Here is a 12,935-nt window from a genome sequence, read left to right on the forward strand (position 1 = left end):
GAGGCGAACGCGCAGGGGACAACGCGCCTTGAATCTCAGTAGGCGTTCTGGTCCCGCCAGACGACGGCGAGGGTCTTGCCGATGATCATGAGGTCGAAGCCGAGCGACCAGTTGCGCATGTAGTCGATGTCGTACTGGACGCGGGCGCGCATCTTGTCGAGGGTCTCGGTCTCGCCTCTCAGGCCGTTGACCTGTGCCCAGCCGGTGATGCCGGGCTTGACCTTGTGGCGCAGCATGTAGCCCTTGATGAGCTTGCGGTACTGCTCGTTGTGGGCGACGGCGTGGGGGCGCGGGCCGACGACGCTCATGCGCCCCTGCAGCACGTTGATGAACTGCGGCAGCTCGTCGAGCGAGGTGCGGCGGATGAAGGCGCCGAAGCGGGTGATGCGCGGGTCGGCGCGGCCGGCCTGCTTGATGACATCGCCATCGTCGCAGACTTTCATCGAGCGGAACTTGTAGACGAGGATTTCCTGGCCGTCGAGGCCGTAGCGGCGCTGCTTGAAGATGATCGGGCCCGGCGACGACAGCTTGACGCCGATGGCCAGCACCAGCAGGACCGGCCAGATCAGCAGCAGGATGAGGCTGGCGATGACGATGTCGCTGATGCGCTTGCCGATGCCGGACACGCCGAGCGTGGGCGACTCGGTCAGCGCCACCACGGGCATGCCGTGGATGTGATCGACGCGCGCCTGGATAAGGTCGGAGACGAAGATGTCCGGCACGAAGTAGACCGAGGCGGTGGTGTCGCGCAGGGCGTCGAGCAGGCTCATCGTGCGCGGCTGCGAGGCCATGGGCAGGGTGATGTAGACGAGGTCGATGCCATTGCGGTTGACGTAGGCAGGGATGTCGGCGAGCTTGCCGAGCAGTTTCTGGGGATCGGTGAGCTCGGTCCGTTCGATCGCGCGGTCGTCGAAGAAGCCGACGACGTCGACGCCGAGCGCGCTGTCATTGGCGAAGCGGCCGCGCAGCTCCGTTCCCAGGTGCCCCGCCCCGACGATGAGCGCACGGCGGCGCCCGCCTTCGAGCAGCAGCAGGCGGGGCAGGATCCTGCGGACGACGCGGTGCGCGACGAACATGGCGACGGGCGTGACGAGCATCCAGGCCATGACGAGGTCGGGCGGGAACCAGTCGAGGTAGCCGGTCGAGTAGCCGAACAGCAGGATCAGCCCCGACAGGAAGAACCAGGGCATGACGACTTCGTTCCAGAACGCGCGCAGGGTGACTTCGGGCCACTTGCCGGGGAAGGTCAGGGTGAAGACAATGAGGGCGAGAATCGGGTACGGGCCGTTGAAGTCCTCGCCGAAATAGAGCGTGCAACCAATCAGCACCAGCACGGCCACGAAGGGGTCGAGCAGGATCTTGGTCAGCGATACGACGGAAAGCTGCTGCCGGAACAGCCACTGGTTGTGGTTCGTCATCACTCCATCCGCATCGCGCGCTGCGGTTTGTTGTGGCCTTGGGCAGGCGCGTTATCGGTTTCCTCACGCACGGCGCGTGCGCGCGTCGGCGGATTATGCAGCATAAATCCTCCGCCGGGGGTTCACGTCTATACGGCACCGCTACCCGCAACTTGAGGCAACGCGACACCCAGCGCCGGCACGCGGCAAAAAAAATGCGGCCCCCGTCCGGGAGCCGCATCCGTGCGCCGGACCCTGTCAGACTGCCGGACTGGCGCGGCGTGTCATGAAGCCGACCACGGCGAGGCCGGCGAGCAACATCGCATAGGTGTCGGCTTCGGGGACGGGCGTGGCGATGGCGGCCACGCCCACCTGGTTCTTCCAGATCTGCCCGGCGCCGCCGGCAAACAGCTGGTTGGAAATCGTCAGGCTGACGCTCTGGACGAGGCCGTCCGCCCCGCCCCAGCCCGTGCCCGGCAAGGTGAGGCCCGACTGCGACGTCCAGTTGCCGTTGATGCCGGTGCCGGTGACGCCCAGGGGTGCACTGGGCGCGATCGGGGTGGAGAGCTTGTTGGCGGTCGTGCCCTCGATGTCGAGGGCGCTGAACGCCCCCCCGAGGTAGACGGTGTCGCTCGACGTGGGCCGGGTGTAGCCGCCATTCTCGTTCAGGGTGAAGGCCGACAGCAGGTAACCCGACTTGGCGGTGACCGTGACGTTGACCGCCTGGGTCGCCGGCGTCGTGCCCGTCGCCAGGAAGCCGCCGGTCGCAGGCGTGAAGACCAGGTCGTCTCCCACCAGCGAGGCGGTGCCGAATTTGCCCAGCGTGGTTTCGTCGAAGGTGTAGCTGACCTGGGTGCCGGTCAGCGTCGTCATGGCGAACGCGTGGCCGCTCAGCGCGGCTGCGCCCATCCCCAGCGCGACAAGCGCGGCTTTGATGTTGCTCCTCATTGTTGCTCCTCCTGCCTCTTTGGTTATTTGCCCGGGCGCTCCGCGGCCCGGTTGCTGCGGTGATGCATCACGCCTTGCGTGAATCTTCGATACGCTTCTTCAGCGGCCCGCCCAGGGGCCGGCGCCCCGCCAGCAGCGCGGCGAGCACGCCGCCGAACAGCAGCGCCCCGGTCGAGGGTTCGGGAACCGACTGCGCCTGGGTCATGATCCTGAAGCCGACGTAGTTCTTCTCGATGTAGCCCAGCCCGCCCGCCGAAGGGTCGACGCCGACCTGGTCGCCGAGGCTCACGAGCAGGCTCTGCGGCGAACCGAGCCCCGTCGGCGAGATCAGCCCGGAGAGCGCCCAGTTGGCGGTTCCCCCCGCGACGTCGAGCGGCGACCCCGGCGTCAGATTCAGCGTACCGGAGTCGGATGTTGCGCTGTTCGTCGCCTGCACGACGGCCGCCGCGCTGGCCGATCCGCCGTCGGACAGGAAGTAGTTGCCCCATTCGCTGAAGGCCAGGCCCGCGAAGGCATAGCCGGAATCGACGGCGACGGTGAACTGGAGCGAGGCCTTGGTGGCGGCCGACGCGCCGGCGCCGAAGGCGTTGAACGCGGTAGGCTGGAAATACAGCGTGTCGAGCGAACCGGACAAGGCACCCGAACCGAACAGCGGGCTCACCAGCGCCTCGTCGTAGGTGACGGTGAAATGGTCGCCGTTGAGCGTGATGATCGCCGCCTGTGCGGCACTCGCCGCAGCCAGCAGCGAGATGCCGGAGAATACTTGACGAAGCGTAAGCATGTTTGTCGTTGTCGAACCGCGTGAATGCACTGCCTGCCTGACTAGCAATTCGCGCACCCGGAAACTGTCGAATACCCGACATGCGGTAAGTCGTTGTTTTATCCGTGTTTTTATATTCATGACGCGCACTGCGCAATTTCGGCCGGGCGAGGTGTAAAAAAAACCGACAGGTTCGGGTGCCCGACCGGCGGGCGGGCAGCGCCGGCGCGGGGCGGCACCATGCTATGCTGAGCGCCCTTTCGGGAGGATTGGCGTGATCAAGTTTCTGCTGCTGATTGTGATCGGGGTCGTGGCCTGGTGGATCTTTCGCGACTACCAGCGCTCGCTGTCCGGCAAGGCGCCTCCCCCGCCCCGCGCACGCGCCGCCGAGGACATGGTGAAGTGCGCCCAGTGCGGGGTCAACCTGCCGCGCAGCGAAGCCATCTACTCGGGCGGCGAGTTCTACTGCACCCCGGAGCACCAGCAACTCGGCAAGAAATGAACGCCCCGGCAGCCGCCCTGCCGCGCCCGCCGTCGCCGGGCTATTTCGCCTCGCACTGGCGCAGCCTCGACTACTTCAACCTGTACCGGCTGACGCTGGCGGTCGCGCTGGTGTTCAGCGGCCTGCTGTTCGGCGGCTCCGACCTGTTCCGCGCCGGCGAGGGCGAGCGCTTCCAGGGCTACGCGTACACCTATCTCGTCATCGCGGCGCTGTTCGTGCTGGGCATCCGCGCACGCTGGCCGGGATTCCAGATCCAGCTGACGGCGCACATCGCCACCGACATCGTCGTCGTCATGCTGCTGATGACGACGAGTTCGCAGCTGGCGGGCGGGATGGGCCTGTTGCTCGCGATTTCCGTCGCCTCCGGCGGGCTGGTCGGCAGCGGCCGGCTGACCCTGCTGTATGCGGCGATGGCGTCGATCGCGGTGCTGCTGCAGCACGGCTTCAGCATTCTCGGCGGACGCGAGGTCGCCGACAGCTTCTTCCAGGTCGGCCTGCTGTGCGCGGGCTACTTCGCCATCGGCCTCCTCGCGCACGCGCTGACGCAGCGCGCGCTGCGCTCGGAGCGGCTGGCGCAGCAGCAGTCGGACGAGCTGGCGCTGCTCAACCGCATCAACGCGCTCGCGATCGAGAACTCGCCCGACGGCCTGCTGGCGGTGCGCGGCGACGGCGTCGTGCGCCACGCCAGCCCGCGCGCGCTGGCGCTCTTGGGCGTGACGACGCCGGTGGTGCCGGGCACCACCCGGCTGGCGGACTGCGCGCCCGACCTGGCACGGCTGGCCGAACAGGTGCGCCCGGGCACGGAGGCCAGTCTCACCGCCCCGGCCGCGCAATTGCGCGTGCGCTGCATCCCGCTGGCCACGCCGGACGACAGCCGCGTGCTGGTGCTGGAAGACCAGACCCAGGCGGCGCAGGCGGCGCAGCGACTGAAGCTCGCCGCACTCGGCCGGCTGACGGCCAACATCGCGCACGAAATCCGCAATCCCTTGTCGGCCATCAGCCACGCGGCCCAGCTGCTGCGCGAGGAAGCGCACGATCCCGCCGGCACGCGGCTGGCCGGCATCATCGAGAACAACGCCCGCCGCCTGGACCGGCTGGTGGAGGAGGTGCTGACGCTCAACCGGCGCGACCGCCTCAATCCCGCGACCTTCGACGCCGCGGCGCTCGCGGGGTTGGTCGACGAGCTGCGCCAAGCTGAAGAAATCCCCGCGGACGCCGTCATTGTCAGCATGCCCGACACCCTGCGTTTCCAGTTCGACCCCGACCACCTGCGCCAGATCGTGTGGAACCTGATGCGCAATGCCTGGCGCTACAGCCGCAAGCAGCCGGGCAGCCTGCATGTCAGCGCGCAAACCTCCGGCGACACGGTCCAGATCGACCTCGCCGACGACGGCCCCGGGCTGGCGGCGGAGCACCTGGGCAAGCTGTTCGAGCCCTTCTTCACGACCGACGCACAGGGCACCGGGCTGGGCCTCTTCCTCGCGCGCGAACTCGCCGAGGCCAATCGTGCCCGGCTCGCCTACGTGCCCGGCACGGGCGGCGCGCGCTTCCGCCTGAGCCTGGGAGGAAGCGACTGATGGCGAAGATTCCGCGCATCCTGCTGGTCGACGACGAGCCCGACCTGCTCGACCTGATGGAGCTGACGCTGGTGAAGATGGGGCTCGAGACCGACCGGGCGGCGAGCGTGGCCGAGGCCCAGGCCCGCCTGGCGCAGACGCGCTACGACCTGTGCCTCACCGACATGCGGCTGGGCGACGGCGAGGGCCTGCAGGTGATCGAGGCCGCCAGCACGCTGGCCACGCCGGTGCCGGTGGCCGTCATCACCGCCTACGGCAATGCGGGCAACGCGGTCGCGGCGCTGAAATCCGGCGCGTTCGACTACCTCGCCAAGCCGGTCGCGCTCGACCAGCTGCGCACGCTGGTCAAGTCCGCGCTGAAGATTCCCGAGGCGGCGCAGGTCGAAGACGCCACGCGCGACCTGATCGGCGCGTCGGCCGCGATGCAGGATATCCGCGCGCGCATCGCCAAGCTCGCGCGCACCCAGGCGCCGGTCCACATCGCCGGCGAATCGGGCAGCGGCAAGGAGCTCGCGGCCCGGCTGATCCACCGCCTCGGCAGCCGCGCCGACAAGCCCTTCGTCGCGGTGAACTGCGGCGCGATTCCCGAGACGCTGATGGAAAGCGAGTTCTTCGGCTACCGCAAGGGCGCCTTCACCGGCGCCGACGCCGACCGCGACGGCTTCTTCCAGGCGGCCCACGGCGGCACGCTGTTTCTCGACGAGGTCGCCGACCTGCCGCTGTCGATGCAGGTGAAGCTGCTGCGCGTGCTGCAGGAGAAGAAGGTCCGCAAGGTCGGCGCCACGAGCGAGGAGCCGGTCGACGTGCGCATCGTCAGCGCAACGCACCAGAACCTGTCGGCGCTGGTCGAGGCCGGCCGCTTCCGCCAGGACCTCTACTACCGCCTGAACGTGATCGAGCTCGTGATGCCGAGCCTGCGCGACCGCACCGAGGACATCCCGCAGCTCGCGCGCGCCCTGCTCGATCGCCTGGGCGGCGCCGACGTGGCGCTCGACCGCGACGCCGAACAGGCGCTCCGCGCCTATGCCTTCCCCGGCAACGTGCGCGAGCTCGAAAACACGCTCGAGCGCGCGCTGGCCCTGTGCGAGGGCGGGCACGTCACGGCGGCCGACCTCAACCTCGCGCCGGCGCTGCCGCCGACGGCCGCCGCGCCGGGGAGCAAGTATCCGCTGCAGGACTACCTCGACCAGACCGAGCGCGCCGCCATCCTCGAGGCGCTGGAGCAGACGCGCTACAACAAGACCGCCGCCGCCCGCCTCCTCGGCGTGACCTTCCGCAGCCTGCGCTACCGGCTGGAGCGGCTCGGCATCGAGTAAGTAGGCGGCCCCGCACGTACGCCCGACCTGCGCCTGAGCGTTTCCGTCCGCCGCGCCCGTTCCGTTCGCTTCCTCCCGTGGCCAACGGCCGACCCCGTGTGCAAGCGTCGGAAAACTTTACACCGGGCGCGCAAGCGCCCCGGCCCACCTCGCGCGCCCCCATGAATGGCACGCCTTTCAGCCATCGCGCCCCTCCTGGCACATTCCATGCTACTCAAAGCGCCGGCTGCCCACGATACCGACAAGACGCGGCAACACAACAAAGCGCCCAGCCTTGCTTCAAACAAGTGAATTCACCCAAGGAGGAGCCCCATGAGTTCTCGTGTCACCACGCGTGCGCCTGTGCGCCGGTCGTGTATGCTGGCCTTATGTTCGCTGATCGCTGCAGGCGGCGCTCACGCGACGTCGCCCATCCTCTCGACCTCCAATGTCGTCACCAATAGCAGCAACCTGGGGGGAATGACCACGACGTCCGGCCCGGACGTCACGACCAGCTTCGCGTATACAACGATAAGCAATTACGTCTCGGCAACCACCAGCACGTTGACGAGCGAAGTCCAGATCGCCCCGACCACCACCACGGCCGGCCTGGCTTACGACTACGAAACCCTGACGACCACGGCCACCTGGGACCAGACCACCTGGCATCGGGATGATTTGTCGATCCATGTCAGCTCGTCCGGAACCAACAAGTCCGGGGACAAGTGGATTCAGCTGACCGGCAGCGTCCAATCGACGGTCAACACGTCCCTGGCGTTCAGCCTGTCCGCGTCGGGTGCCTTCAACGCCATCACCACGCCGCTGGGGTCGAGCGCCCCACTCCTGGCTTCGTTCTACTTCGGAAGCACGGCGCCGTCTTCCCTTTCGGCGACGACAACGACCAGCCTGATCGATTCGACCTACAGCACCTACAGCTCGACGTACGATACGGTGACCACCTTCCAGCTCCTCGCCGGAGTTTCACAGAATTTTGTCGCCTATGTCTACGCTCCCGACAATGTCTCCATCAGCGACTTCAACCTGTACGCACAGACTGACTACTACGATCCGGTCGTGACGTCCATGACGGATACCTCTGTCGGACCGAAGACCCTGATCGGTGCGCACACCCTCGCCCCCGTCCCGGAGCCCGCAAGCTATGCGATGATGGCCGTCGGCTTGACCCTCGTCGGCGCCGCCGCGCGCAGGCGGAGCCGGATGCCGGCCTGATCGGCGCAAGCGCACTGCCCCCATGCAAAAAGGCCAGTCTGAAGACTGGCCTTTTTGCATGGATCACATGGTGCCGCTTGTCGGATTCGAACTGACGACCTACCGCTTACAAGGCGGTTGCTCTACCAACTGAGCTAAAGCGGCGACGGCCGACATTATAGCCATGCCGCATGCGGCTTCGACGGATTACTTGACGACCTTCAGCGACGGCCGCCCCTTCGGTGGCGCCGGCGGCTCGCCGGGTGCCGGCGGCGGCGTCTGCTCGGGGCCGGGGGCCTCGGTCGGCTCGAAGTGCATGCCCTGGCCGTTCTCGCGCGCGAAGATCGCCGCGACGCGGTCGACCGGGATGGCGATCTCGTGCGACACCCCGCCGAAGCGGGCGGAGAACTGGATCCAGTCGTTGTCGAGCGTGAGGTTGCGCGTCGCGGCGGCGCCGATGTTGAGCACGATCTGGCCGTCCTTGACGTAGCCGGGCGGCACGCGGGTGCGTGCGTCGACCGCGACGAGCAGCTGCGGCGTCAGCCCCGAATCGCTGCACCACTCGTAGAGCGCGCGGATCAGGTAGGGCTTGGTCGAGATTTCGGCCACGGTCCGCCCTGCCTTACTTGCGCAGCGCCTTCTCGGTGGGCGTGAGCGCGTTGATGAACGCGGGCCGGCTGAACAGGCGCTCGCGGTACTTCAGCACCGGCGCGGCGACCTTCGGCAGTTCGATGCCGTAGTGCTCGAGGCGCCACAGCAGCGGGGCAATGGCCACGTCGAGCATGGAAAACTCGTCGTTCATCAGGTATTTCTGCCGGGTGAGGATGGGCGTCAGCTGCGAGAGGCTGTCGCGGATCTCCTGGCGCGCCTTGTCGGATGCCTTGCTGAGGCTGTGCTCGAGCGTGTTGACGTGGCTGAACAGGTCGTGCTCGAAGTTGAACAGCACCAGACGGGCGCGCGCGCGCATGACGGGATCCGGCGGCATCAGCTGCGGATGCGGAAAGCGCTCGTCGATGTATTCGTTGATGATGTTCGATTCGGTGAGGACGAGGTCGCGCTCGACGAGCACGGGCATCTTGCCGCTGGGGCTGATGCTGGCGATTTCTTCCGGCTTGTTGTGCATGTCGACATCGATGATCTCGAAGTCCATGTCCTTTTCGTACAGGACGATGCGGCAGCGGTGGCTGTAGGGGTCGGTGCTGCCGGAATACAGGGTCATCATGGCGGGGGGCTCCCTATCGTGTTCCAGGTGTTGCTTCTGTTAAGGCATAAAACGCCAACAGCCGGACACTGTCCGGCTGTTGGCGAACGGCGTGGCCGGGTTCAGTGGACGTCTTTCCAGTACTCTTTCTTCAGGTAATAGGCCACCACGAAGAAGAACGCCAAGAATGCCAGCACGATCAGGCCGACTTTCTTGCGTTCGAGCTGGGCCGGCTCGCCCATCCAGGTCAGGTAGTTGACCAGGTCGCCGACCATGGCGTCGTACTCGGCCAGCGTGACGCTGCCCGGCTTGGCCAGTTCGAGGCGCTCGATCACTTCATGATCGCCTTCCTTCTTCCGGACCGGGACCATCTCGCCCTGCAGGCTCCACAGGACGTGCGGCATCGCGACCTTGTCGAACACCACGTTGTTCCAGCCGGTGGGACGGGAATCGTCGCGGTAGAAGCTGCGCAGGTAGGTGTACAGCCAGTCGGAGCCGCGCGCACGGGCAACGACGCTCAGGTCGGGCGGCGCCGAGCCGAACCACAGCTTGGCTTCCTTCTTGTTCATGCCGACGGTCATGGTCTCGCCCGGCTTCTCGGCGGCGAACATCAGGTTGTCCTTGATCTGCTCCTCGGTCAGGCCGAGGTCTTCCATGCGCGCGTAACGCATGGCGGACGCGCTGTGGCAGTTCAGGCAGTAGTTGACGAAGATGCGGGCGCCGCGCTGCAGGGACTCGTGATCGGACAGGTTGACCGGCGCCTTGTCGAGAGGCGGCCCTTCCTCGGAGGCAAACGCGATGACGGGCACCGCAACCAGCAGCAACAGAAATTTTTTCAAGCGTTTCATTTTTAGCCAGTCACCCTTTCCGGTTCCGGTTTGGTTTTGTCAATCGCGGTATACCAAGGCATCAACAGGAAGAACAAGAAATAGATCACCGAGAACGTCTGGGCAATGATCGTGGCCACCGGGGACGGCGGCAGCAGGCCGAGATAACCCAGGCCGACGAACGCCACGATGAACAGGGCCAGCGCGATCTTGTAGATCGGGCCGCGATAGCGGATCGACTTCACCTTGCCGCGGTCGAGCCAGGGCAGGAAGAACATCAGCACGATCGACAGGCCCATCGCGACGACGCCGGGGAACTGCGAACCGAACATCGGCGGCACGGCGCGGAGGATCGCGTAGAACGGGGTGAAGTACCACAGCGGCGCGATGTGCGGCGGGGTCTTCAGCGGGTCGGCCGGGATGAAGTTGTTGGCTTCGAGGAAGTAGCCGCCCATCGTCGGACCGAAGAACACGATCGCCGAGAAGACCATCAGGAAGACGATCACGCCGACGATGTCCTTCACCGTGTAGTAGGGATGGAACGGAATGCCGTCGAGCGGGATGCCATTGGCGTCCTTCTTCTTCTTGATCTCGATGCCGTCGGGGTTGTTGGAGCCGACTTCGTGCAGCGCGACCAGGTGCACCGCGACCAGGGCGATCAGCACCAGCGGCAGCGCGATGACGTGGAACGCGAAGAAGCGGTTGAGCGTCGCGTCGGAAATGACGTAGTCGCCGCGAATCCAGATCGACAGGTCTTCACCGATGAAGGGCACGGCAGCGAACAGGTTGACGATCACCTGCGCACCCCAGAAGGACATCTGGCCCCAGGGCAGCAGGTAGCCCAGGAAGGCCTCGGCCATCAGCGCGAGATAGATCAGCACGCCGAAGATCCAGATCAGCTCGCGCGGCTTGCGGTAGGAACCGTACATCAGGCCGCGGAACATGTGCAGGTAGACGACGACGAAGAACATCGAGGCGCCGGTGGAGTGCATGTAGCGGATCAGCCAGCCCCAGTCGACGTCGCGCATGATGTACTCGACGGAACCGAAGGCGAGCTCCGAGTCCGGCTTGTAGTTCATGGTGAGGAAGATGCCGGTGACGATCTGCATCACCAGCACGAGCAGCGCCAGCGAGCCGAAGAAGTACCAGAAGTTGAAGTTCTTGGGCGCGTAGTACTCGGAGAGGTGCGCCTTGTAGGTGGAGGTGAGGGGGAAGCGGTCGTCGATCCATCCCACCAGCTTTTGCAGGGCAGACATTTATTAAGCTCCTTTTTTGTCCACACCGATCAGCAATTTGGTCTCGCTGAGGTATTGATGAGGCGGGATAAGCAGGTTGATCGGCGCCGGCACGTTCTTGAACACGCGGGCAGCCAGGTCGAAGCGCGAGCCGTGGCAGGGGCAGAGGAAGCCGCCCGGCCAGTCCGCGCCCAGGTCGGCGGCGCCGACTTCCTTGCGGTAGGTCGGCGAGCAGCCGAGGTGGGTGCAGATGCCCACCGCCACCAGGAACTCGGGCTTGATCGAGCGGGTCGCATTCTTGCAGTACGGGGGCTGCTGCGGCTGCTCGCTGTTGGGGTCGACCAGCTTGTCGTCGTGCTTGCCGAGCAGGTCGAGCATTTCCTTGGTGCGGTTGACGATCCACACGGGCTTGCCGCGCCATTCCGCGGTCAGCAGCATGCCGGGCTCGACCTTGCTGATGTCGACTTCCACCGGTGCGCCCGCCGCTTTCGCGCGCGCGCTCGGCAGCATGCTCATCACCAGCGGCACGGCCACGCCCGCCACTGCGACCCCGCCAACGGCGCTGGTCGCGGCGATCAGGAATTTTCGTTTACGTGTGTCCACTTTTTGCCCTTCGGCTTCCTGGCTCATGTTTCCCTAACCTGAACGTGTTGCGATAAAACCGGCATTCTAACCAAATTGCCGCCCCGACCGGAAGCCTGTTGTGGGCATGGCGCAACGCCCGGCGGCGCTGGGCTATAATCTGCGGGCCGCAAGTCACGGCAAGTCTCTGAATTTAATCAAAATGCAAATTCGCAAATTCTGGCTGCTGTTCGCCCAGACCACGACGGTGGCGCTGGGGGTGCTGTTCATCGTCGCGCTGTTCAAGCCCGAACTGCTGCACTGGCAGCCGCAGGGGGCCAGCCTCACGATCAACCAGGCGACCCAGCCGGTCGTCCGCGCGCCCACCCCGGTGGAATCGTTCGCGCCCGCGGCGCAGAAGGTGATCCCCGCGGTGGTCAACGTCTTCACGCAGCAGAAGGTCAGCAGCCCCGCCCACCCTGCCCTGCAGGATCCGATCTTCCGCTACTTCTTCGGCGACCGCGTCGACCCGCGCCCGCGCGAGGTGTCCAACCTCGGGTCCGGGGTGATCGTCAGCCCCAACGGCTACATCCTCACCAACGAGCATGTCGTCGAGGCCGCCGACCAGATCGAGGTCGCACTGTCCGACGGCAAGACCGTCCCCGCACGCGTGGTCGGCGCGGATCCGGAAACCGATCTCGCGGTGCTGAAAATCGACGCCACCAACCTTCCCGCCATCACCTTCGCCGAAGCGGACAGCCTCAAGGTCGGCGACTGGGTGCTGGCGGTGGGCAACCCCTTCGGCGTCGGCCAGACCGTCACCGCCGGCATCGTCAGCGCGCTCGGCCGCACGCATCTCGGCATCAACACCTTCGAGAACTTCATCCAGACCGACGCCGCGATTAACCCCGGCAACTCGGGCGGCGCGCTGGTCGACGCGACGGGCAACCTGGTCGGCATCAACAGCGCGATCTATTCCCGCACCGGCGGATCGCAGGGCATCGGCTTCGCCATTCCGGTCAGCATCGCGCGCCAGGTCATGGAGCAGATCATCAAGACCGGCAGCGTGACGCGCGGCTGGGTCGGCGTCGAGGTCCAGGACCTCAGCCCCGAGCTCGCGGAATCGTTCAGCCTGAAGAATGCACAGGGTGCGCTGATCGCCGGCGTCCTCAAGGGCGGCCCGGCCGACGCTGGCGGCGTGCGGCCGGGCGATGTGCTGCTCGCGGTGAACGGCCGCGCGGTGTCGGACTCGGCGTCGCTGCTCAACCTGATCGCCGCACTGAAGCCCGGCGCCAGCGCGGACCTGACCGTGGCACGCAAACAACAGTCGCTGGATCTCAAGGTCCAGGTCGGCCGCCGTCCCATCCAGCGGACGGTCGAGCAGCCCCAGGAACCCGAGGCCAACTGAGCGCAAGCAGCCCGG

At 66.3% G+C, this 12,935-nt stretch carries 13 protein-coding genes and 1 tRNA gene; 5 read left to right on the top strand and 9 right to left on the bottom strand.

Annotated features, from left to right (window positions below; genetic code table 11):
* Positions 1-35: 35 nt before the first annotated feature.
* The 3 genes from VA613_RS10030 to VA613_RS10040 all read right to left on the bottom strand — a co-directional run bounded on the left by VA613_RS10030 (position 36) and on the right by VA613_RS10040 (position 3,126).
* The gene (locus VA613_RS10030; RefSeq protein ID WP_324778874.1) at positions 36-1,418 is read right to left on the bottom strand and encodes an undecaprenyl-phosphate glucose phosphotransferase; all 1,383 of its coding nucleotides are present in this window, start codon (positions 1,416-1,418) and stop codon (positions 36-38) included.
* A gap of 237 nt (positions 1,419-1,655) precedes the next feature.
* Positions 1,656-2,345: a PEP-CTERM sorting domain-containing protein gene (locus VA613_RS10035; protein WP_324778875.1), complete on the bottom strand. Its 690-nt coding sequence runs from the start codon at positions 2,343-2,345 to the stop codon at positions 1,656-1,658.
* Between the two features lie 67 nt (positions 2,346-2,412).
* A complete protein-coding gene (locus tag VA613_RS10040) occupies positions 2,413-3,126 on the bottom strand; it encodes a PEP-CTERM sorting domain-containing protein (protein WP_324778876.1) in 714 nt (237 codons plus the stop codon).
* A gap of 253 nt (positions 3,127-3,379) precedes the next feature.
* Between VA613_RS10040 and VA613_RS10045 the strand changes: the two genes are divergently transcribed.
* From VA613_RS10045 to VA613_RS10060, 4 genes are all read left to right on the top strand, one after another.
* Entirely contained in the window at positions 3,380-3,607 is a 228-nt protein-coding gene (locus VA613_RS10045) for a PP0621 family protein (RefSeq protein WP_324778877.1), read from the top strand.
* The gene (locus VA613_RS10050) at positions 3,604-5,184 is read left to right on the top strand and encodes a two-component system sensor histidine kinase NtrB (protein ID WP_324778878.1); all 1,581 of its coding nucleotides are present in this window, start codon (positions 3,604-3,606) and stop codon (positions 5,182-5,184) included. The genes VA613_RS10045 and VA613_RS10050 overlap by 4 nt, the downstream gene beginning before the upstream one ends.
* Positions 5,184-6,500, top strand: coding sequence for a sigma-54-dependent transcriptional regulator (locus VA613_RS10055; protein WP_324778879.1), 1,317 nt, complete (start codon positions 5,184-5,186; stop codon positions 6,498-6,500). The genes VA613_RS10050 and VA613_RS10055 overlap by 1 nt, the downstream gene beginning before the upstream one ends.
* Positions 6,501-6,812: 312 nt before the next feature.
* Complete coding sequence (locus VA613_RS10060) at positions 6,813-7,709, top strand: PEP-CTERM sorting domain-containing protein (protein WP_324778880.1); 897 nt, start codon at positions 6,813-6,815, stop codon at positions 7,707-7,709.
* 68 nt (positions 7,710-7,777) lie between these two features.
* Here the strand turns inward: VA613_RS10060 and VA613_RS10065 are convergent.
* The 6 genes from VA613_RS10065 to petA all read right to left on the bottom strand — a co-directional run bounded on the left by VA613_RS10065 (position 7,778) and on the right by petA (position 11,581).
* Positions 7,778-7,853 (bottom strand) — tRNA-Thr (locus VA613_RS10065).
* Positions 7,854-7,895: 42 nt separating this feature from the next.
* Entirely contained in the window at positions 7,896-8,297 is a 402-nt protein-coding gene (locus VA613_RS10070; protein ID WP_324778881.1) for a ClpXP protease specificity-enhancing factor, read from the bottom strand.
* 13 nt (positions 8,298-8,310) lie between these two features.
* The gene (locus VA613_RS10075) at positions 8,311-8,910 is read right to left on the bottom strand and encodes a glutathione S-transferase N-terminal domain-containing protein (protein WP_324778882.1); all 600 of its coding nucleotides are present in this window, start codon (positions 8,908-8,910) and stop codon (positions 8,311-8,313) included.
* Positions 8,911-9,011: 101 nt separating this feature from the next.
* A complete protein-coding gene (locus VA613_RS10080; RefSeq protein WP_324778883.1) occupies positions 9,012-9,737 on the bottom strand; it encodes a cytochrome c1 in 726 nt (241 codons plus the stop codon).
* 2 nt (positions 9,738-9,739) lie between these two features.
* On the bottom strand, positions 9,740-10,972 hold the full coding sequence (locus tag VA613_RS10085) for a cytochrome b (protein ID WP_324778884.1): 1,233 nt from the start codon (positions 10,970-10,972) through the stop codon (positions 9,740-9,742).
* Between the two features lie 3 nt (positions 10,973-10,975).
* A complete protein-coding gene (petA, locus tag VA613_RS10090; protein WP_324778885.1) occupies positions 10,976-11,581 on the bottom strand; it encodes a ubiquinol-cytochrome c reductase iron-sulfur subunit in 606 nt (201 codons plus the stop codon).
* A gap of 154 nt (positions 11,582-11,735) precedes the next feature.
* Here petA and VA613_RS10095 point away from each other — a divergent pair, with 154 nt between their 5' ends.
* Positions 11,736-12,920: a Do family serine endopeptidase gene (locus tag VA613_RS10095; protein ID WP_324778886.1), complete on the top strand. Its 1,185-nt coding sequence runs from the start codon at positions 11,736-11,738 to the stop codon at positions 12,918-12,920.
* Positions 12,921-12,935: the final 15 nt, after the last annotated feature.

This window comes from Thiobacillus sp. SCUT-2, assembly GCF_035621355.1.
Lineage (GTDB): Bacteria > Pseudomonadota > Gammaproteobacteria > Burkholderiales > Thiobacillaceae > Thiobacillus > Thiobacillus sedimenti.